Origin of the sequence: Undibacterium sp. RuRC25W, assembly GCF_049339825.1 — a bacterium.
Lineage (GTDB): Bacteria > Pseudomonadota > Gammaproteobacteria > Burkholderiales > Burkholderiaceae_D > Undibacterium.
Window position 1 is genome coordinate 78,969 of record NZ_JBMPPD010000013.1, and the last position, 17,911, is coordinate 96,879.

At 46.5% G+C, this 17,911-nt stretch carries 32 protein-coding genes; all 32 read right to left on the minus strand.

Annotated elements, in window-relative coordinates:
• Positions 1–40 precede the first annotated feature (40 nt).
• The gene (gene dsbD / locus ACO0KV_RS08230; RefSeq protein WP_423041720.1) at positions 41–1,858 is read right to left on the minus strand and encodes a protein-disulfide reductase DsbD; all 1,818 of its coding nucleotides are present in this window, start codon (positions 1,856–1,858) and stop codon (positions 41–43) included.
• Positions 1,855–2,190 carry a divalent-cation tolerance protein CutA gene (cutA, locus tag ACO0KV_RS08235; RefSeq protein ID WP_423041746.1) on the minus strand — a complete coding sequence of 112 codons (336 nt, stop codon included), beginning with the start codon at positions 2,188–2,190 and terminating at the stop codon, positions 1,855–1,857. Before cutA ends, dsbD begins: the two co-directional genes overlap by 4 nt.
• Positions 2,191–2,363: 173 nt before the next feature.
• Complete coding sequence (rplQ, locus tag ACO0KV_RS08240; protein WP_423041722.1) at positions 2,364–2,756, minus strand: 50S ribosomal protein L17; 393 nt, start codon at positions 2,754–2,756, stop codon at positions 2,364–2,366.
• Positions 2,757–2,887: 131 nt separating this feature from the next.
• Positions 2,888–3,865 carry a DNA-directed RNA polymerase subunit alpha gene (locus ACO0KV_RS08245; protein WP_423017123.1) on the minus strand — a complete coding sequence of 326 codons (978 nt, stop codon included), beginning with the start codon at positions 3,863–3,865 and terminating at the stop codon, positions 2,888–2,890.
• Positions 3,866–3,968: 103 nt separating this feature from the next.
• The gene (gene rpsD, locus ACO0KV_RS08250) at positions 3,969–4,592 is read right to left on the minus strand and encodes a 30S ribosomal protein S4 (protein WP_423041724.1); all 624 of its coding nucleotides are present in this window, start codon (positions 4,590–4,592) and stop codon (positions 3,969–3,971) included.
• 197 nt (positions 4,593–4,789) lie between these two features.
• Positions 4,790–5,194 (minus strand): 30S ribosomal protein S11, encoded by a 405-nt coding sequence (gene rpsK / locus ACO0KV_RS08255; RefSeq protein WP_110255932.1) that lies wholly within the window; start codon positions 5,192–5,194, stop codon positions 4,790–4,792.
• A 31-nt stretch (positions 5,195–5,225) separates the two neighbouring features.
• The gene (rpsM, locus tag ACO0KV_RS08260; protein ID WP_186884641.1) at positions 5,226–5,591 is read right to left on the minus strand and encodes a 30S ribosomal protein S13; all 366 of its coding nucleotides are present in this window, start codon (positions 5,589–5,591) and stop codon (positions 5,226–5,228) included.
• A gap of 27 nt (positions 5,592–5,618) precedes the next feature.
• Complete coding sequence (rpmJ, locus tag ACO0KV_RS08265; protein WP_014004415.1) at positions 5,619–5,732, minus strand: 50S ribosomal protein L36; 114 nt, start codon at positions 5,730–5,732, stop codon at positions 5,619–5,621.
• Between the two features lie 32 nt (positions 5,733–5,764).
• Positions 5,765–5,983, minus strand: coding sequence for a translation initiation factor IF-1 (infA, locus tag ACO0KV_RS08270; protein WP_005663428.1), 219 nt, complete (start codon positions 5,981–5,983; stop codon positions 5,765–5,767).
• 24 nt (positions 5,984–6,007) lie between these two features.
• Complete coding sequence (secY, locus tag ACO0KV_RS08275; protein ID WP_423041726.1) at positions 6,008–7,345, minus strand: preprotein translocase subunit SecY; 1,338 nt, start codon at positions 7,343–7,345, stop codon at positions 6,008–6,010.
• Between the two features lie 25 nt (positions 7,346–7,370).
• Positions 7,371–7,802 (minus strand): 50S ribosomal protein L15, encoded by a 432-nt coding sequence (gene rplO / locus ACO0KV_RS08280; RefSeq protein WP_186911216.1) that lies wholly within the window; start codon positions 7,800–7,802, stop codon positions 7,371–7,373.
• 28 nt (positions 7,803–7,830) lie between these two features.
• Complete coding sequence (rpmD, locus tag ACO0KV_RS08285; protein ID WP_186911217.1) at positions 7,831–8,010, minus strand: 50S ribosomal protein L30; 180 nt, start codon at positions 8,008–8,010, stop codon at positions 7,831–7,833.
• Between the two features lie 10 nt (positions 8,011–8,020).
• Positions 8,021–8,539, minus strand: coding sequence for a 30S ribosomal protein S5 (gene rpsE / locus ACO0KV_RS08290; protein ID WP_110255927.1), 519 nt, complete (start codon positions 8,537–8,539; stop codon positions 8,021–8,023).
• 12 nt (positions 8,540–8,551) lie between these two features.
• On the minus strand, positions 8,552–8,914 hold the full coding sequence (rplR, locus tag ACO0KV_RS08295; protein WP_186884637.1) for a 50S ribosomal protein L18: 363 nt from the start codon (positions 8,912–8,914) through the stop codon (positions 8,552–8,554).
• 12 nt (positions 8,915–8,926) lie between these two features.
• Positions 8,927–9,460 carry a 50S ribosomal protein L6 gene (gene rplF / locus ACO0KV_RS08300; protein WP_423041728.1) on the minus strand — a complete coding sequence of 178 codons (534 nt, stop codon included), beginning with the start codon at positions 9,458–9,460 and terminating at the stop codon, positions 8,927–8,929.
• A 10-nt stretch (positions 9,461–9,470) separates the two neighbouring features.
• Positions 9,471–9,866, minus strand: coding sequence for a 30S ribosomal protein S8 (rpsH, locus tag ACO0KV_RS08305; RefSeq protein WP_176804273.1), 396 nt, complete (start codon positions 9,864–9,866; stop codon positions 9,471–9,473).
• A gap of 14 nt (positions 9,867–9,880) precedes the next feature.
• Positions 9,881–10,186, minus strand: a complete 306-nt coding sequence (gene rpsN / locus ACO0KV_RS08310; RefSeq protein ID WP_186911220.1) for a 30S ribosomal protein S14 — start codon at positions 10,184–10,186, stop codon at positions 9,881–9,883.
• 7 nt (positions 10,187–10,193) lie between these two features.
• Positions 10,194–10,733, minus strand: coding sequence for a 50S ribosomal protein L5 (gene rplE / locus ACO0KV_RS08315; protein ID WP_186911221.1), 540 nt, complete (start codon positions 10,731–10,733; stop codon positions 10,194–10,196).
• Between the two features lie 4 nt (positions 10,734–10,737).
• Complete coding sequence (gene rplX, locus ACO0KV_RS08320) at positions 10,738–11,052, minus strand: 50S ribosomal protein L24 (protein ID WP_186911222.1); 315 nt, start codon at positions 11,050–11,052, stop codon at positions 10,738–10,740.
• Between the two features lie 9 nt (positions 11,053–11,061).
• Positions 11,062–11,430: a 50S ribosomal protein L14 gene (rplN, locus tag ACO0KV_RS08325; protein WP_006464924.1), complete on the minus strand. Its 369-nt coding sequence runs from the start codon at positions 11,428–11,430 to the stop codon at positions 11,062–11,064.
• A 239-nt stretch (positions 11,431–11,669) separates the two neighbouring features.
• The gene (gene rpsQ / locus ACO0KV_RS08330) at positions 11,670–11,942 is read right to left on the minus strand and encodes a 30S ribosomal protein S17 (protein ID WP_110255920.1); all 273 of its coding nucleotides are present in this window, start codon (positions 11,940–11,942) and stop codon (positions 11,670–11,672) included.
• Positions 11,942–12,133 carry a 50S ribosomal protein L29 gene (gene rpmC / locus ACO0KV_RS08335; RefSeq protein WP_162021780.1) on the minus strand — a complete coding sequence of 64 codons (192 nt, stop codon included), beginning with the start codon at positions 12,131–12,133 and terminating at the stop codon, positions 11,942–11,944. The genes rpsQ and rpmC overlap by 1 nt, the downstream gene beginning before the upstream one ends.
• A gap of 12 nt (positions 12,134–12,145) precedes the next feature.
• Positions 12,146–12,565, minus strand: a complete 420-nt coding sequence (rplP, locus tag ACO0KV_RS08340) for a 50S ribosomal protein L16 (protein WP_186911223.1) — start codon at positions 12,563–12,565, stop codon at positions 12,146–12,148.
• A gap of 2 nt (positions 12,566–12,567) precedes the next feature.
• A complete protein-coding gene (rpsC, locus tag ACO0KV_RS08345) occupies positions 12,568–13,398 on the minus strand; it encodes a 30S ribosomal protein S3 (protein WP_186911224.1) in 831 nt (276 codons plus the stop codon).
• 9 nt (positions 13,399–13,407) lie between these two features.
• Positions 13,408–13,740, minus strand: a complete 333-nt coding sequence (gene rplV / locus ACO0KV_RS08350; RefSeq protein ID WP_174244915.1) for a 50S ribosomal protein L22 — start codon at positions 13,738–13,740, stop codon at positions 13,408–13,410.
• A 6-nt stretch (positions 13,741–13,746) separates the two neighbouring features.
• On the minus strand, positions 13,747–14,022 hold the full coding sequence (gene rpsS / locus ACO0KV_RS08355) for a 30S ribosomal protein S19 (protein ID WP_186911225.1): 276 nt from the start codon (positions 14,020–14,022) through the stop codon (positions 13,747–13,749).
• 10 nt (positions 14,023–14,032) lie between these two features.
• Positions 14,033–14,863: a 50S ribosomal protein L2 gene (gene rplB, locus ACO0KV_RS08360; RefSeq protein WP_423041730.1), complete on the minus strand. Its 831-nt coding sequence runs from the start codon at positions 14,861–14,863 to the stop codon at positions 14,033–14,035.
• A 2-nt stretch (positions 14,864–14,865) separates the two neighbouring features.
• A complete protein-coding gene (rplW, locus tag ACO0KV_RS08365; RefSeq protein ID WP_186911227.1) occupies positions 14,866–15,180 on the minus strand; it encodes a 50S ribosomal protein L23 in 315 nt (104 codons plus the stop codon).
• Positions 15,177–15,800, minus strand: a complete 624-nt coding sequence (gene rplD, locus ACO0KV_RS08370) for a 50S ribosomal protein L4 (protein WP_423041732.1) — start codon at positions 15,798–15,800, stop codon at positions 15,177–15,179. Before rplD ends, rplW begins: the two co-directional genes overlap by 4 nt.
• A 3-nt stretch (positions 15,801–15,803) precedes the next feature.
• The gene (gene rplC / locus ACO0KV_RS08375) at positions 15,804–16,460 is read right to left on the minus strand and encodes a 50S ribosomal protein L3 (protein ID WP_423041734.1); all 657 of its coding nucleotides are present in this window, start codon (positions 16,458–16,460) and stop codon (positions 15,804–15,806) included.
• Between the two features lie 226 nt (positions 16,461–16,686).
• Positions 16,687–17,004 (minus strand): 30S ribosomal protein S10, encoded by a 318-nt coding sequence (gene rpsJ / locus ACO0KV_RS08380; protein WP_110255911.1) that lies wholly within the window; start codon positions 17,002–17,004, stop codon positions 16,687–16,689.
• A gap of 131 nt (positions 17,005–17,135) precedes the next feature.
• Positions 17,136–17,911, minus strand: a 776-nt coding sequence (locus tag ACO0KV_RS08385; RefSeq protein WP_423041736.1) for an elongation factor Tu, incomplete at its 5' end; no start/stop codon positions are given.

Here is a 17,911-nt window from a genome sequence, read left to right on the forward strand (position 1 = left end):
CCAAGACGATGAATCTCAGTTGCCGGTGTGGGATCAACAATTACTTTTTTCCCTCATTATTAATCAAAGACTGTAAAAATTTATCTGCATCTTGAAAACCGACTACGCGGCTATCGGTGATTTCTGTACCAATACTGTTGAAGAAAATAATCCCTGGTGGACCAAACAAATTGAATCGCTTCAACAATGCTTTGTCGTCAGCATTATTTGCTGTTACGTCTACTTGTAACAATAACATGTTATCAAGGTGTGCTTTGACCTGTTGATTAGGGAAAGTCAGCTTCTCCATCTCTTTGCAAGACACACACCAGTCAGCATAGAAATCAAGCATCACCATCTTACCTTTGTTCTGAGCCAGTGCAGCGTCTAATTCCGCTATCGTACGCACGCGTGTGAAAGTCACTTGTTGCGACTCTGTTCCCATTAGATGAGAAAGCGGTGCATAGATATCGCGACCACCGCTAGCAACGCCAATGAGTTGGGTAGCTCCAAGCAACACAAAGATCACGCCAACTGTCTTGGCAAACAATCCAGAGCGCTGGAAAAACAATTGATAAACGCCGTAGCCAATGAATAAGGCAGCCCATCCGAGCATTTGCGCCCAAACAGGTATAACAGGCGATACCATCCATAAGGCCATAGCTAGCATCAACACACCAAAAAAATGTTTGATGTTTTCCATCCAAACACCAGCTCTTGGCAAGAGGCTTCCTGCGGACAAACCTAACAACAGCAGTGGTACTCCCATGCCAATGGCAATCGCAAACATCGCTGCGCCTCCCACAAGAATGTCACGGGTCTGACTGATATACACCAATGCACCCAGCAAAGGTCCTGTGACACAGGGGCCAACAATGAGTGCCGAAATTGCACCCATTAAAAACACACCAAATAGCTTGCCGAGCTTACTGTTACGCTGTCCTTCGGAAACCTCCGTTAACTTGGTCTGCAAGGCCGCTGGCATCTGTAACTGATACACATTAAACATGGACAAAGCAAATATAACCATCAGCAACGTAAAGGCACTCAACACCCAAGGATTCTGCAGTGTCGCCGCCAAGCCTTCGCCAGCGAGACCTGCTCCAACCCCCATACCGGTGTAGACCAAAGACATCCCCAACACGTAAGCGACAGATAAAAGGAATGCACGTAGACGACTAACGCCGACACCTTCTCCGACGATGATAAAAGACAAAATCGGTACCATAGGCAACACACAAGGCGTCAGCGATAAACCCAAACCCAATACAAAAAACAGCGGGAGAATTACCAATAACTTACCGCTCTTTAAGGCAGCACTGATCGTGCTGGTCTCTGACTCCGTCGTTCCGCTTACGGTGACAGGAACGGTCGCAGCAGATTGTGTCCCCGGATCAACCTTGTCAGTTGCACTAGCAGCAATAGTGATTGGCAATGTAAAAGCGCTTTCTAAGGGCGGATAGCACAGACCTTGATCCGCACATCCCTGCCGTACAACTTTGAGGTTAAATGCGTGATCTGCTTTGACTGGAATCCTGACGACGACCGAATGACGATAGGTCTCAACTTCTTTCTGGAACGTTTCGTCAAACTTAACTTTGCCTTTCGGCAGCAAAGGCTCACCCAGTTGCGCATCGTCGGACGTAAATTTCAAACGCTCACGGTATAAATAGTACCCATCGGCAACCGTCAATGTCACTTCAGCGATCCCAGGCTCGACCATTTTTGCCACTGCAGTAAATGCGACTTCAGGATCGAGAAAATCTTCCGCTTTGACAGGCGCGGTAGCAAATAAACAAGCCACGATCAGTACTGCTTGCAGCATGAGAAAGAAGGGATGCTGTACGTGCATCAACGCGGGGTTACGAGGCAGTTTCATTGACGTCCTGTTTGATCATGAGCCCATTGCAGATAGGCGGGTAAGCCAGCAACAACGGGAAGTGCGATTATTTCCGGAACTTCGTAAGGATGGTTCTCTGTAATACAGGCTTGTAGCGCAGGATAAGCGTCACTGGTGGTCTTTATCTGTAATAAAACCTCGTATGATCTTTCTTGCTTTCCGTTCCACATATATAAAGAAATGACTTCAGGCATAACGTTCACACACGCAGCTAACCTCTTTACGAGCAACATCTCCGCGATGGCTATTGCTGTCGCTTTGTCGGGGCAACTCGTGATGACTAACAACACCTGATCTAAGTTTTCATTCATTGTCGTCATTGTATCAAGAGCGATAGAAGGAAGAGCAGCTTGCTCGATTTACTAAAGTGAAATCAATAGGACCGATATACACGAGCCAGTGTACGGAGAACAAAAAAAAACCGCCCAGACTGACTGAGCGGTTTTTGTATCTAATGGAACAAGTAAAACCAGTTCCGTTAAAATTATACTTCTGGTGTTTCAGCTGCGTCAGAAACTTCTGGACGATCCAGCAGTTCAACGTAAGCCATAGGAGCATTGTCACCAACGCGGAAACCCATTTTCAGGATACGCAGGTAACCGCCGTTACGATTTGCGTAACGTGGGCCCAATTCAGCGAACAATTTAACAACCATTTCGCGGTCGCGCAGACGGGAGAAAGCCAAACGCTTGTTTGCCAATGTGCCTGTTTTACCCAAAGTCAGAATCGGCTCGATAACGCGGCGCAGTTCTTTTGCTTTTGGCAAAGTTGTTTTAATTGCTTCGTGACGCAACAGGGAAACTGTCATGTTGCGTAACATTGCTAAACGGTGGGATGAGGTACGATTGAGCTTACGTAAGCCGTGACGATGACGCATGGTAATTCCTTTCAAGTTTTAAAAAAGCCAGCTCTTCTATCGCTAACTACTGCTCATGATTGAGACAAACTAGCGCGGGCCGGTCGGTACTACGATTAAATTCGGGCAGCAACGCTGCCCGACGATACAAATTATTTTTCCAAGCCAGCTGGTGGCCAATTTTCCAACTTCATGCCCAAAGACAAACCACGGGATGCCAGAACTTCTTTGATTTCGTTCAAAGACTTGCGACCCAAATTTGGTGTCTTCAACAGTTCATTTTCACTACGTTGGATTAAATCACCGATGTAGTAAATGTTTTCTGCTTTCAGGCAGTTAGCAGAACGTACTGTCAATTCCAGATCATCCACTGGACGCAACAGAACTGGATCAACTGCAGGAGCGCGGGATGGTGCTTCAGCAGCAGCTTCAGTGCCCTCCAGTGCTGCAAATACGTTCAACTGATCAACCAAAACGCGAGCAGATTGACGGATCGCTTCTTCTGGAGAGATCACACCATTTGTCTCGATGTTGATGACCAACTTATCCAGATCAGTACGCTGCTCAACACGAGCGGACTCAACTGCATAAGAAACACGGCGTACTGGAGAGAACGACGCATCCAGAATCATACGGCCAATCGTTTTGTTCGCATCTTCAGACAGACGACGAACGTTACCTGGTACGTAGCCGCGACCTTTTTCTACTTTGATCTGCATGTCGAGCTTACCGCCAGCGGTCAGATTAGCGATTACGTGATCTGGGTTGATCAGTTCTACATCGTGTGGCAGATCGATATCGGAAGCCAATACAGCGCCTTCGCCATCTTTCTTCAAAGTCAAAGTGACTTCATCACGGTTGTGCAACTTGAATACAACGCCTTTCAAGTTCAACAGAATATCAACGACGTCTTCTTGCACGCCATCAAGGGAAGAATACTCATGAACAACACCACCGATAGTAACTTCTGTTGGTGCGTAGCCTGTCATCGTTGACAACAGAACGCGACGCAGCGCATTACCCAGCGTGTGGCCATAGCCACGTTCAAATGGTTCCATAGTCACTTTAGCGTGACCAGCACCCAGCATTTCCACATCAATGATACGTGGCTTCAACAGATTGTTTTGCATGAAATGTCCTTTTCAATACCCTCGGTTCGTTACACCGATAAGGCTGATGGCATTAAAGAAAAAGCCTGCCTGTCGTAAAACAGGCAGGCCGTGAAACTTAATATTAACGAGAATACAATTCAACGATCAGAGATTCGTTGACATCGTGAGCGATGTCGCTACGATCTGGCATGGACTTAAAAGTACCTTCCATTTTCTTCGCGTCAACAGCAACCCAAGATGGAATGCCACCTTGTTCTGCCAAAGACAATGCTTCAGCGATACGTACTTGCTTTTTCGCTTTTTCACGAACAGCAACTACGTCACCAGCTTTAACTTGGTAAGAAGCGATGTTAACAACGATTCCGTTAACTGTGAATGCTTTGTGACTCACCAATTGGCGTGCTTCAGCGCGTGTGGAACCGAAGCCCATACGGTAAGCAACGTTGTCTAAGCGGGATTCCAACAATTTCAACAATGTTTCGCCAGTATTGCCTTTTTGACGATCAGCTTCAGCGAAATAACGGCGGAATTGACGCTCCAAGATACCGTACATACGTTTAACTTTTTGCTTTTCGCGCAATTGGTTACCGAAGTCAGAGGTACGAGCACCAGAAGTGCGACCATGTTGACCTGGCTTAGCGTCGAGTTTGCATTTTGAATCTAAAGAACGGCGTGCGCTTTTCAGAAACAGATCCGTACCTTCGCGGCGGGATAACTTAGCTTTTGGTCCGATATAACGTGCCACAGTATTTTCCTTTAATTAATGACGCAGAACTTAGCTGCGCTAGTCTGATTTACCTGAAATCAGACAGTGGTCTTAAAGACATAAGTACAAGACTTAATGCCTGAAATAAAAATTCCCAACACAAAACCCGCCAACAAAATGGCGGGCTTGCATTCTAACGGAAAAACCGTCAGAACGCCAGCAACAAATACTGCTGCTTAGATACGACGACGCTTTGGAGGGCGGCAGCCGTTATGTGGAACTGGTGTTACGTCTTGGATCAAAGAAATCTTGATACCGAGATTGTTCAATGCGCGAACTGAAGATTCACGACCTGGGCCTGGGCCTTTGATGCGAACTTCCAGATTTTTGATACCGCATTCAACAGCAACTTTACCTGCTGCTTCCGCTGCAACCTGCGCTGCGAAAGGAGTAGATTTACGTGAGCCTTTAAAACCAGCACCGCCAGCTGTTGCCCATGAAAGCGCATTGCCTTGACGATCAGTGATCGTGATGATGGTGTTATTGAAAGAAGCGTGAACGTGTGCAATACCTTCTGCAACGTTCTTTTTAACTTTCTTACGAGCACGTGCTGCTGCTGCGTTATTTTGTGCTTTTGCCATAATAATTTCCTTGGATCCGGGCTAGCCTGGATTATTTCTTCAGAGATTGAGCTGCTTTACGTGGGCCTTTACGTGTACGTGCGTTAGTACGTGTACGTTGACCACGGCAAGGCAAGCCTTTACGATGGCGCAAGCCGCGATAGCAACCCAAGTCCATCAAGCGCTTGATGTTCATGGACAATTCACGACGCAAGTCGCCTTCGACGATAAATTTACCTATTTCGTCGCGAAGCTTCTCGAGTTCGTTGTCATCCAGATCTTTAACCTTTTTATTGGTCAAAACACCTGTTGCTTCACAGATTTTCTGTGAGCGTGGACGGCCAATACCATAGATAGCTGTTAAGCCGATTACGGTATGCTGATGATTTGGGATATTAACCCCTGCGATACGTGCCATTCGTTATTCCTCGTTCAATAACGTTAATTAACCTTGGCGCTGTTTATGGCGTGGTTCTGTGCAAATAACACGAACAACACCTTTGCGCTTGATGATTTTGCAGTTGCGGCAAATCCGCTTAACTGATGCGAGAACTTTCATTTTTGCCCTCTTCCCTTTTAATACAATTTAATTTACTTGGTACGGAACACTATTCGCGCCCGGCTCAAATCATAAGGCGTCAATTCCACTGTCACCTTATCACCAGGAAGAATACGAATATAGTTCATTCGCATCTTCCCGGAAATATGGCCTAGTACAACATGCCCGTTTTCCAACTTAACTCGAAATGTCGCATTCGGAAGATTCTCAAGAATCTCGCCCTGCATCTGTATAACGTCGTCTTTTGCCATTCGATCTGCTGTTCCTTCAGGCAATTACCGAGAAGGAATCCCGCCCTTGAAATTTGCTTTACGAAGAAGCGATTCATACTGCTGGGACATTACATAGTTCTGAACTTGCGCCATGAAATCCATAGTGACTACCACGATAATCAGCAGTGATGTGCCACCGAAATAAAATGGTACTTTCCACTTAGCGATCAAAAATTCAGGTAATAAACAAACCAGCGTAATATAAACCGCACCGGCCAGTGTCAAACGCATCAAAATCTTATCGATATAACGTGCTGTCTGATCACCTGGACGAATTCCCGGAACAAACGCGCCACTCTTCTTCAAGTTATCAGCCGTCTCTTTGCTATTGAATACCAAAGCGGTATAAAAGAAGCAGAAGAAAATAATTGCAGCTGCATACAACAAAGCGTGAATGGGCTCGCCTGGTGCCATTGACGCCGCAAGATCTTTCAAGAAGGTAATGAACCCACTTGTAGAATCGCCCGCGCCTTTAGTGAACCAGCTGGTAATCGTCGCTGGAAACAAAATAATGGAAGAAGCAAAAATCGGAGGAATTACGCCTGCCATATTCAACTTCAGTGGCAAATGACTACTTTGCCCACCATACACTTTATTACCGACCTGGCGTTTCGCATAGTTGACCAAGATTTTACGTTGGCCACGCTCCACGAATACCACCAAGTACGTTACAGCCGCAGCAATCACACAGATCAATAATACTGATGCCGGATGCATAGAGCCTGTCCGAACCAGTTCAAACAAGTTACCCAAGGCATTTGGGAGACCAGCAGCGATACCTGCGAAAATAATGATAGAAATACCATTACCTAAACCACGCTCAGTAATCTGCTCGCCCAACCACATCAGAAACATCGTTCCAGTTACTAAAGTTACTACAGTAGTCAGACGGAAAGCCATGCCAGGATCAAGAACCAAACCAGGCTGAGCTTCCAAACCAAACGCAATAAAATATGCTTGCACCGTCGCTAATAGCAGAGTGCCATACCGAGTATATTGAGTAATTTTTCTACGACCAGATTCGCCTTCTTTTTTCAGCGCTTCCAGTTGTGGAGAAACGATAGACATCAACTGCATGATAATCGATGCCGAAATATACGGCATGATACCGAGCGCAAACACGGTGAACCGTGACAATGCACCACCAGAGAACATGTTAAACATACCCAAAATACCGCCTTGGTTTTGCTTAAACAAGTCCGCCAATGCAGTTGGATCTATACCAGGAACTGGCACATGAGCACCAATCCTGTAGACGACCAGTGCTGCAAGCAAAAACCAGAGTCGCCCCCAAGGGAATCCGCTTGCTGCACTTTTAGCTTGTTGTGGAGATGTTGCCAATTATTGCTCCGGTGTCTGCACTGAATTAAGCGATTGTTCCGCCAGCAGCTTCGATTGCAGCTTTAGCGCCTTTAGTGACGATCAAGCCGTTCAAAGTAACTTTCTTGGAAATTGCACCAGACAAGATCACACGAACTACACGTGCGAGCTCCGAAACAACACCAGCTTGTTTCAAAGCTAAGATGTCAATTTCAGTCACTGGCAGATTTTCCAGGTCTGTCAAACGAACTTCTGCTTTAAACGGGGTTGCCAGTGATTTAAAACCACGTTTTGGCAAACGACGTTGCAGAGGCATCTGACCGCCCTCGAAACCGACTTTATGAAAGCCGCCTGAACGGGATTTTTGACCTTTATGGCCGCGACCCGCTGTCTTACCTAAACCTGAACCGATACCACGACCAACACGACGTTTGTAGTGTTTTGCGCCATCAGCAGGTTGGATGTTATTCAATTCCATAATTTGCTCCGAACATAAGCCTTGCGACTTACGCTACAACCTTCACAAGATACGAGACTTTATTGATCATGCCGCGTACTGCTGGTGTGTCTTCCAATTCAGAAACTGAATTGACACGACGCAAGCCCAGACCACGTACGGTAGCACGGTGATCCTGGCGTGTGCCGATCAGACCTTTGACCAATTGTACTTTTACTGTCTTAGTCATCGCGCTCTCCTTAACCGAGGATTTCTTCAACGGTCTTGCCACGCTTTGCAGCGATTTCAGATGGAGTACTCATCTTAGCCAGACCATTCAAAGTCGCACGAACCATGTTGTAAGGATTTGTAGAGCCGTTGGATTTAGCAACAACGTTTACAATACCCATTACTTCAAAAATCGCGCGCATTGGACCACCAGCAATAACGCCAGTACCTTCTTTTGCTGGAGAAATCATGACGGAAGATGCGCCGTGCTTACCAGTAACGGTGTGCTGCAATGTACCGTTCTTTAAAGTCACTTTAATCATCTTACGACGTGCTTCTTCCATCGCTTTTTGTACAGCTACAGGAACTTCTTTCGATTTTCCCTTGCCCATACCGATACGGCCATCGCCGTCACCTACGACTGTCAGCGCCGCGAAACCCATGATACGACCACCCTTAACCACTTTGGTTACACGGTTGATCGCGATCATTTTTTCGCGCATGCCATCATCCGGCTTGTCGGCTGCTGTTTTTGCTTGCATTTTTGCCATGACAAATTTTCCTTAGAACTTCAAGCCAGCTTCGCGGGCAGCTTCTGCAAGCGCCTTGATGCGGCCATGGTAACGGAAACCGGAGCGGTCAAACGCAACTTCGGTAACCCCTGCTTTGATTGCCTTCTCTGCTACACGCTTGCCGATCAAAGTCGCGGCTGTGGTGTTGCCACCAGCACCGGACTTGCCAGCCAACTCTGCACGTACTTCTGCTTCTACTGTAGAAGCAGATGCCAACACTTTGGCGTCTGGGCCAATAATGTTTGCGTAGATGTGCAAGTTGGTGCGATGCACGGCCAGGCGGTTCACTTTGAGTTCTGCGATCTTGGCACGGGTTTGACGTGCGCGGCGCAGACGTGATTGTTTCTTGTCCATCGTCAACCCCTATTACTTCTTCTTGGTTTCTTTAATCACAACCACTTCGTCCGCATAACGGACACCCTTGCCTTTATAAGGCTCTGGGCTGCGGTATGCACGGACTTCAGCTGCCACTTGACCTACTTGCTGCTTATTAACCCCTTTGATCAGGATTTCAGTAGGTGTTGGCGTAGCACAAGAAACGCCTGCTGGCATTTGATGTACAACTGGGTGTGAAAAACCTAAAGACAAATTCAATTTGTCACCTTGGGCTTGCGCTTTGTAACCAACGCCGACCAATGTGAGTTTTCTTTCGAAGCCTTTAGTAACACCGTTAACCATGTTATTGACCAGAGCACGTAAAGTACCTGTCATTGCATTAGCTTCACGGCCATCATTGGCTGGTGAAAAACTCAAAGTGCCGTTGTCGTTCGCAATTGCCACTAAGCCGTTTAAGCTTTGTGTCAATACGCCCATAGGACCTTTTACTGTAATCTGCTCTGCTGAAATTGCAATTTCTGCACCGGCCGGCAAAGCGATTGGCATCTTACCTACTCGAGACATCTTTCACTCCTTAGGCGACGTAGCAAATAACTTCGCCACCGACACCGGTTGCGCGCGCTTTGCGGTCAGTCATGACGCCTTTTGGTGTGGACACAATGGCCACGCCCAAACCGTTCATCACGCTTGGAATCTCGTCTTTACCTTTGTAAATACGGAGACCTGGACGTGAAACACGTTCCAAACGCTCAATAACAGGACGTCCTGCATAATATTTCAAGCCGATTTTTAATTCGGACTTACCTGCAGTTTCCAAAACTGCGAAATCTTCAATGTAACCTTCGTCTTTAAGTACGTTTGCAATTGCAACTTTTACTTTTGAAGACGGCATCGCAACTACAGTTTTTTGAACAACTTGTGCGTTACGAATGCGGGTCAGCATATCGGCGATAGGATCGCTCATACTCATTGCTTATTCTCCTATTACCAGCTGGCTTTAGTCATACCCGGGATTTCACCACGCATGGCGACTTCACGGAGTTTAATACGGCCCAAACCGAATTTACGGAATGTGCCACGTGGGCGACCTGTCAAAGCGCAACGATTACGCTGGCGGGTCGGATTAGAATTACGTGGCAAAGCCTGCAACTTCAGACGAGCGATATAACGCTCTTCTTCTGTCTTTGATTGGTCATCAATGATGGCCTTCAATTCGGCGCGCTTACCAGCGAATTTCTTCACCAAATCTGCACGCTTTTGCTCACGATTAATCAGTGCCAATTTTGCCATGGCGACCTCAGTTTCTGAACGGAAATTTAAATGCGGCGAGGAGTGCTTTCGCTTCTTCGTCGGTCTTTGCTGTTGTCGTGATACTGATATTCATACCACGCAATGCGTCGATCTTGTCGTACTCGATTTCAGGGAAAATGATCTGTTCCTTGACACCGATATTGTAGTTACCACGACCATCAAACGCACGACCAGAAACACCACGGAAGTCACGTACACGTGGCAATGCCACAGTGATGAAACGATCCAGGAATTCATACATCTGAGCGCCACGCAAAGTTACCATACAACCGATTGGATAGCCTTCACGGATTTTAAAACCTGCAATCGCTTTACGTGCTTTAGTCACGACTGGCTTTTGGCCAGCGATCTTGGTCAAGTCACCAACAGCATGCTCAATAATCTTTTTGTCTGCAATTGCTTCAGACAAACCCATATTCAGGGTAATTTTCAAGATGCGTGGAACTTCCATCGAAGACTTATACGCGTACTTTTCAGTCAACGCAGCAACGATTTTTTCTTTATATAATGCTTGTAGACGGGCCATGATGTTATGCCTTCACAACTTCGCCAGTCGACTTGTAGACGCGGACTTTCTTACCATCCACGACCTTAAAGCCTACACGGTCTGCTTTGCCAGATGCAGCGTTAAACAACGCAACATTCGACACATGAATCGGCATCACTTTATCAACGATGCCACCTACTGCGCCAGTCATTGGGTTAGGCTTAACAGCTTTTTTAGCAACGTTAATACCAGCTACAACAACGTAATCGCTGTCGATGCATGCTTGCACCTGACCACGTTTACCTTTGTCTTTACCCGTCAAGACGATGACTTCGTCGTTTTTACGAATTTTATTCATCATGACTCCTTACAGCACTTCTGGAGCTAAAGACACGATTTTCATGAAGCGCTCAGTACGCAATTCGCGTGTTACTGGGCCGAAAATACGAGTGCCTATAGGCTCAAGCTTTGCATTCAATAATACTGCAGCATTGCCATCAAATTTGACCAACGAGCCATCTTGACGACGAACACCCTTAGCTGTTCTCACAACCACGGCGTTGTAAATTTCACCTTTTTTTACACGACCGCGTGGAGCAGCAGATTTCACAGTGACTTTAATTACATCACCGATACCCGCATAACGACGCTTGGAACCGCCCAATACCTTAATACACAAAACTTCGCGTGCACCAGTATTGTCAGCCACTTCCAGCCGGCTTTCTGTTTGAATCATAATGTTCTCTTTCCCAACTTAATCCACATCACTTGCACAATGCAAGCTTGTAGTCAGTCTTGGTCCTGCCAGCCAACCCCTACATAACCTACAATGCACGAGCCAACTGATTAGGTGGACGATTTTTTAACCACTTTCACAACGAGAGGGTGTTGCGAAAGACATTTAGGCTGTCATTTACATGCATTGCAAATGACAGCCCATCATTATTACATCAAAAAATATTTTGTGCAATAAATTTATACGACTTGTGCAACTTGAACCACACGTGTCACTGTCCAAGCTTTAGTCTTGGAGATTGGACGACCTTCTTGGATCTCAACTGTATCGCCAGCTTTTGCTTGGTTTGCTTCATCGTGAGCGTGGTACTTTGCACTACGTACGATGATCTTGCCATACAAAGGATGTTTGACGTGACGTTCAACAACCACTGTTACGGTTTTGTCCATCTTGTCTGACACAACTTTGCCAATTAATGTGCGCTTCAATGCCACTTTAACTTGATCGTTCATTATTTGGCATCCTTCTGGTTCATGACGGTTTTAACACGTGCGATGTCACGACGAACTTTTTTCAACTGCGAAGTGTTAGTCAGTTGCTGTGTAGCGATTTGCATACGCAGGCTGAATTGTGCCTTCAACAGATCATTAAGTTCTTTGGTCAAAGCCGCTTGATCTTTACCTTGGAGTTCAGATACTTTCATTTACAACTCCTATTATTGGCCGACTTGACGGACGACGAACGTAGTCATCAACGGCAATTTAGCTGCAGCCAAGCGGAACGCTTCGCGTGCCAGCGCTTCATCGACACCATCCATCTCGTACAACATTTTGCCTGGTTGAATCTCGGCAACGTAGTACTCAGGATTACCCTTACCATTACCCATACGAACCTCTGCAGGCTTCTGGGAAATTGGCTTGTCCGGGAAAACACGGATCCAAATACGACCACCGCGTTTAATATGACGGGTCATCGCACGACGCGCAGCTTCGATCTGACGCGCTGTGATACGACCACGGCCAACCGCTTTCAAGCCAAACTCACCGAAGGAGACAGCTGTACCACGGGAATGAGAAATCCCCTTGTTACGGCCTTTTTGCTCCTTACGATATTTTCTGCGTGCTGGTTGCAGCATGATTATTCTCCTGCTTTCTCAGCTGGAGCTGCAGCGTCAGCTTTTGCGCGTACGCGCTTGGCTGCTGGAGCTGCTGCACCAGTTGTAGTTTGCCCTTCAGGACGCTTAGCACGTGGACGGCTATTTGGCTTGCCATCGTCACGACGTGGACCACGACGTTTTTTGTCGTCTTCTGGAGTCGATTCGATGACAGGCGCGTCGCCATTTGCTAAACGATCACCTTTGTAGACCCACACTTTTACGCCAATAATGCCGTAAGTTGTGGATGCTTCGCCAAAACCGTAGTCGATATCAGCGCGTAATGTATGCAGAGGCACACGGCCTTCGCGATACCATTCTTTACGAGCGATTTCAATACCGTTCAAACGACCACCGGACATAATCTTAATGCCTTGAGCACCCAAACGCATTGCATTTTGCATCGCACGTTTCATCGCACGGCGGAACATAATACGTTTTTCGAGCTGTTGAGCGATCGAATCAGCGATCAATTGCGCATCGATTTCTGGCTTGCGAATTTCTTCGATGTTGACGTGAACTGGCACGCCCATCATTTTCGACAATTCAGCTTTCAATACTTCAATATCTTCGCCTTTTTTACCGATTACAACGCCTGGACGGGAGCTGTAAATAGTAATACGTGCGTTTTTCGCTGGACGCTCAATAGTGATGCGGCCTACAGATGCGTTTTTCAGTTTTTTCTTCAGGTACTCACGTACTTTCAGATCTTCACCGAGCATGGCAGCAAAATTACCGTTGCCTGCATACCAACGTGAAGACCAGTTACGTGTTACCGCAAGACGAAAACCGGTTGGATGTATCTTCTGTCCCATCGTGACTCCTTAGTTACCGACAGTCACATAAATGTGACAGGATTGTTTAGAGATACGATCACCACGACCCTTAGCGCGTGCTGTGAAACGCTTCAGAATCGCACCTTTTTCGACATAGATAGTCTTTACTTTCAGCTCATCGATATCTGCACCATCGTTGTGCTCGGCGTTTGCAATTGCAGACTCCAACACTTTCTTAATGATTGCAGCACCTTTTTTAGGGCTGAATGCCAGGATATTCAATGCCTGATCTACTTTTTTACCACGGATAAGGTCTGCTACAAGGCGACCTTTTTGCTCAGACAGACGCACACCGCGAAGATTAGCTTTAGTTTCCATCATCGGTCCTTATTTCTTAGCCTTTTTATCGGCAGCGTGACCCTTGAACGTACGGGTCAGCGCAAATTCGCCGAGCTTGTGACCAACCATGTTTTCGGAAACATAAACTGGTACGTGCTGCTTACCGTTATGTACCGCAATGGTCAAACCGATGAAGTCCGGCATAATTGTCGAACGACGGGACCAAGTCTTGATTGGCTTTTTGTCTTTATTTGCTTGCGCAGTTTCGACTTTCTTCACCAGGTGGGCGTCGCAAAACGGCCCTTTTTTCAATGAACGTGTCATGTTTTATCCCTTATTTCTTACCACGGCGTGAGACGATCATCGAAGTAGTACGCTTGTTGCGACGTGTCTTCTTACCCTTGGTCTGTTGACCCCATGGAGAAACTGGATGACGACCTGCTGCGGTTTTACCTTCACCACCACCGTGCGGGTGATCAACTGGATTCATTACCACACCGCGAACGGTAGGACGAACACCGCGCCAACGCATCGCACCAGCTTTACCAATCTTACGCAGATTGTGTTCGCCGTTACCAACTTCACCGACTGTTGCGCGGCATTCAATATGAACGCGACGAACTTCACCGGAGCGCAAACGAACCTGAGCGTATGTACCTTCACGCGCCATCAGAACAACGCCAGCACCAGCTGTACGCGCCATCTGAGCACCCTTGCCTGGCAACATTTCTACGCAGTGCATAGTTGTACCGACAGGGATATTACGGATTGGCAAGCAGTTACCAGATTTGATTGGCGCTTGAGAGCCGCTCATTACCTGATCACCAACAGCCATACCTTTAGTGGCGATGATGTATGCACGTTCACCATCCGCAAAACACAACAATGCAATGTGTGCTGTACGGTTAGGATCGTATTCAATACGCTCTACTTTTGCAGGAATACCGTCTTTAGTGTTGCGTTTGAAGTCAACAATACGATAATGCTGCTTATGACCACCACCGATATGACGGGTAGTGATGTGACCGTTATTATTACGGCCAGCAGTTTTGGATTTCTTTTCCAACAAAGCAGCAAACGGACGACCTTTGTACAGGCCCTCTGTTACCACTTTCACCATACCACGACGACCTGGTGAGGTTGGCTTCATCTTAACGAGTGCCATGCTTATGCCCCCTCAGTGAAGTTGATTTCTTGACCTGGCTTCAAGCATACAAAAGCGCGTTTTGTATGATTGCGACGGCCATTAAATCTACCGGTACGTTTTTGTTTACCTTGACGATTTGCTACTTGTACAGATTCAACTTGAACCTTAAACAGCAATTCGACGGCAGCTTTAATTTCTGGCTTGGTTGCATCTGGCATAACCAGGAAAACCACTTGCTCATTCTTCTCAGCAACCATAGTTGCTTTTTCAGAAATCACAGGAGCCAGCAACACCTTCATCAGGCGTTCTTCGCTATGTTTGATTAATGCGCTCATGCCAGCATCTCCTCAATCTTTGCCAGTGCTGGCTTAGTGATCAACACTTTCTTGTAGAACACCAAAGAAACTGGATCAGCATAACGCGGCTCAACAACCAATACGTTTGCCAAGTTACGTGCTGCCAACATCAGATTTTCATTGAATTCATCAGTGATGATCAAAACGGAATCCAGGCAACCCAATGCTTTCAATTTTTCCGTCAACAGTTTTGTTTTCGGAGCATCTACAGCAACATCATCAACCACGTTCAGACGACCTTCACGAGCCAACTGAGAGAGGATCGAGCAGATACCTGCGCGATACATCTTTTTGTTAACTTTGTGAGAGAAGTTCTCATCTGGTGAATTTGGGAAAATACGACCACCGCCACGCCACAAAGGAGAGGAAGACATACCAGCACGTGCACGACCAGTACCTTTTTGACGCCAAGGCTTCTTAGTTGTGTGGTGGACTTCTTCACGATCTTTTTGCTTGCGATTGCCGCTACGAGCGTTCGCTTGGAATGCAACAACTACTTGATGAATCAAGGCTTCGTTGTAATCACGACCGAAAATAGTATCAGGAGCAACGACGTTCGCTGCAGCTTGACCTTGTTCGTTTAGGAGCTTCAGTTCCATGGATTAAGCTCCCTTCTTTGCTTTAACTTTAACAGCAGGAGATACAACTACCTGACCATTTTTTGCGCCCGGCACAGCACCCTTCACGAGCAACAACTGACGCTCTGCATCTACGCGAGCGATTTCCAGATTTTGCACAGTGCGAGTTGCATCACCCAAGTGACCAGTCATACGCTTACCAGGAAAAACACGACCTGGATCCTGCGCCATACCGATAGAACCTGGAACGTTATGCGAACGGGAGTTACCGTGAGTAGCACGACCAGAAGCGAAGTGGTGACGTTTGATGGTACCGGCATAGCCTTTACCAATTGTTACGCCTTGCACATCAACTTTTTGACCAGCTTCAAACAATCCAACAGGCACAACATCACCAGCCTTCAGTTCGGAAGCTTTAGCAGCATCAACACGGAATTCTTTTAATACAGTACCAGCTTCAACACCTGCTTTTGCGAGGTGACCGGCAGCCGCTTTAGTTACACGGGATGCACGGCGCTGACCGAAAGTTACCTGAACAGCGGAGTAACCGTCTGTTTCAGGAGTTTTGACTTGCGTCACGCGGTTGTTGGATACGTCCAAAACAGTAACAGGAATTGAATCCCCATCATCTGTAAAGATGCGCATCATGCCAACCTTGCGACCAACTAGGCCCAAGCTCATTATTTTCTCCATTCTCACCTACGATTGGGTGAGGCTGATGTTTAAAAAACTTAAACGAAAAGGTTAGCGGAAGCTAACCTACATTTAAGCCTTCGATTATAGCCCACAAATTTTTTATTTACAACGCAAATTATTTGAAAATTCAAAAAAATGTGGTATGTCAATTCCTTTTAAATTCGCCAATTTGTAATTACACAATAAAGCAGCAAATCTTCAAATGGATTGATTATTGCAATTTGATTTCCACATCAACACCAGCTGGCAAGTCGAGCTTCATCAAAGCATCAACCGTTTTATCTGTTGGATCAACGATATCCATCAAACGCTGGTGAGTACGAATTTCAAACTGATCACGTGAAGTTTTGTTCACGTGTGGGGAACGCAATACGTCGAAACGTTGAATACGTGTTGGCAGTGGAACTGGGCCCTTAACAACCGCACCAGTGCGTTTTGCTGTTTCAACGATTTCCAAAGCGGATTGATCGATTAATTTGTAATCGAAAGCTTTCAGACGGATGCGGATCTTTTGATTTTGTGTGGACATGCTAATTCCTATAAAGAACGAGCCAACTACTCAGTGAGTGTGGCAATTTTTACAAAGAGCGATTACTAAAAAAAAGCGGCTGTCGTGCTTAAAAACACGGCAGCCGACTAGTGTACTACAATTTTTCGAAATTACTCGATAATTTTTGCAACAACGCCCGCACCAACAGTACGACCGCCTTCACGGATAGCGAAGCGCAAGCCTTCTTCCATCGCGATCGGGTTGATCAGTTTTACTGTGATAGATACGTTATCGCCTGGCATGACCATTTCTTTGTCTTTTGGCAACTCGATCGAACCAGTGACGTCCGTTGTACGGAAGTAGAACTGTGGACGGTAGTTGTTAAAGAATGGTGTGTGACGACCACCTTCATCTTTAGACAATACATAGATCTCACCAGTAAAGTGGCTATGTGGCTTGATTGAACCTGGCTTTGCCAACACTTGACCACGCTGGATATCTTCACGCTTAGTGCCGCGCAACAATACACCAACGTTATCCCCAGCTTGACCTTGATCCAGCAATTTGCGGAACATTTCAACGCCAGTACATGTTGTTTTTACTGTGTCTTTAATACCAACGATTTCGATCTCTTCGCCGACTTTAACGATACCGCGTTCGATACGACCTGTAACAACTGTACCGCGACCAGAGATGGAGAACACGTCTTCAACTGGCAACAAGAATGCACCGTCAACTGCGCGTTCTGGTGTTGGGATGTAGCTGTCGAGTGCATCAGCCAATTTCATGATTGCTTCTTCGCCCAATGGACCTTTGTCACCTTCGAGCGCCAATTTTGCGGAACCTTGGATAATTGGCAAGTCGTCGCCTGGGAATTCGTATTTGGACAGTAATTCGCGTACTTCCATTTCAACCAATTCCAACAATTCAGCGTCATCAACCATGT

Excerpts from the sequence above, each read along its gene's own strand:
- rpmJ (WP_014004415.1), bottom strand. The coding sequence starts at position 5,732 with ATGAAAGTTCTCGCATCAGTTAAGCGGATTTGCCGCAACTGCAAAATC.
- rpsM (WP_186884641.1), bottom strand. The coding sequence starts at position 5,591 with ATGGCACGTATCGCAGGGGTTAATATCCCAAATCATCAGCATACCGTA.
- rpsN (WP_186911220.1), bottom strand. The coding sequence starts at position 10,186 with ATGGCAAAATTGGCACTGATTAATCGTGAGCAAAAGCGTGCAGATTTG.
- rplE (WP_186911221.1), bottom strand. The coding sequence starts at position 10,733 with ATGGCCCGTCTACAAGCATTATATAAAGAAAAAATCGTTGCTGCGTTG.
- rplF (WP_423041728.1), bottom strand. The coding sequence starts at position 9,460 with ATGTCTCGAGTAGGTAAGATGCCAATCGCTTTGCCGGCCGGTGCAGAA.
- rplR (WP_186884637.1), bottom strand. The coding sequence starts at position 8,914 with ATGGACAAGAAACAATCACGTCTGCGCCGCGCACGTCAAACCCGTGCC.
- ACO0KV_RS08245 (WP_423017123.1), bottom strand. The coding sequence starts at position 3,865 with ATGCAAAACAATCTGTTGAAGCCACGTATCATTGATGTGGAAATGCTG.
- rplD (WP_423041732.1), bottom strand. The coding sequence starts at position 15,800 with ATGGAACTGAAGCTCCTAAACGAACAAGGTCAAGCTGCAGCGAACGTC.
- rpsE (WP_110255927.1), bottom strand. The coding sequence starts at position 8,539 with ATGGCAAAAATGCAAGCAAAAACAGCAGCCGACAAGCCGGATGATGGC.
- rpsH (WP_176804273.1), bottom strand. The coding sequence starts at position 9,866 with ATGAGTATGAGCGATCCTATCGCCGATATGCTGACCCGCATTCGTAAC.
- rpsK (WP_110255932.1), bottom strand. The coding sequence starts at position 5,194 with ATGGCAAAAGCACAAAATAACGCAGCAGCAGCACGTGCTCGTAAGAAA.
- rplW (WP_186911227.1), bottom strand. The coding sequence starts at position 15,180 with ATGAGCGCATTAATCAAACATAGCGAAGAACGCCTGATGAAGGTGTTG.
- rplN (WP_006464924.1), bottom strand. The coding sequence starts at position 11,430 with ATGATTCAAACAGAAAGCCGGCTGGAAGTGGCTGACAATACTGGTGCA.
- rplC (WP_423041734.1), bottom strand. The coding sequence starts at position 16,460 with ATGAGCTTGGGCCTAGTTGGTCGCAAGGTTGGCATGATGCGCATCTTT.
- rpsS (WP_186911225.1), bottom strand. The coding sequence starts at position 14,022 with ATGACACGTTCATTGAAAAAAGGGCCGTTTTGCGACGCCCACCTGGTG.
- rpsQ (WP_110255920.1), bottom strand. The coding sequence starts at position 11,942 with ATGAACGATCAAGTTAAAGTGGCATTGAAGCGCACATTAATTGGCAAA.
- cutA (WP_423041746.1), bottom strand. The coding sequence starts at position 2,190 with ATGAATGAAAACTTAGATCAGGTGTTGTTAGTCATCACGAGTTGCCCC.
- rplO (WP_186911216.1), bottom strand. The coding sequence starts at position 7,802 with ATGGAATTGAATAACATCCAACCTGCTGATGGCGCAAAACACTACAAA.
- rplP (WP_186911223.1), bottom strand. The coding sequence starts at position 12,565 with ATGCTGCAACCAGCACGCAGAAAATATCGTAAGGAGCAAAAAGGCCGT.
- rpmD (WP_186911217.1), bottom strand. The coding sequence starts at position 8,010 with ATGACTAAGACAGTAAAAGTACAATTGGTCAAAGGTCTGATCGGCACA.
- rplV (WP_174244915.1), bottom strand. The coding sequence starts at position 13,740 with ATGATGGAAACTAAAGCTAATCTTCGCGGTGTGCGTCTGTCTGAGCAA.
- infA (WP_005663428.1), bottom strand. The coding sequence starts at position 5,983 with ATGGCAAAAGACGACGTTATACAGATGCAGGGCGAGATTCTTGAGAAT.
- rplQ (WP_423041722.1), bottom strand. The coding sequence starts at position 2,756 with ATGCGTCATCGTCACGGCTTACGTAAGCTCAATCGTACCTCATCCCAC.
- rpsC (WP_186911224.1), bottom strand. The coding sequence starts at position 13,398 with ATGGGACAGAAGATACATCCAACCGGTTTTCGTCTTGCGGTAACACGT.
- rpmC (WP_162021780.1), bottom strand. The coding sequence starts at position 12,133 with ATGAAAGTATCTGAACTCCAAGGTAAAGATCAAGCGGCTTTGACCAAA.
- rplX (WP_186911222.1), bottom strand. The coding sequence starts at position 11,052 with ATGAATAAAATTCGTAAAAACGACGAAGTCATCGTCTTGACGGGTAAA.
- dsbD (WP_423041720.1), bottom strand. The coding sequence starts at position 1,858 with ATGAAACTGCCTCGTAACCCCGCGTTGATGCACGTACAGCATCCCTTC.
- rplB (WP_423041730.1), bottom strand. The coding sequence starts at position 14,863 with ATGGCACTCGTTAAGATGAAGCCAACCTCACCAGGTCGTCGTGGTATG.
- rpsJ (WP_110255911.1), bottom strand. The coding sequence starts at position 17,004 with ATGTCCACACAAAATCAAAAGATCCGCATCCGTCTGAAAGCTTTCGAT.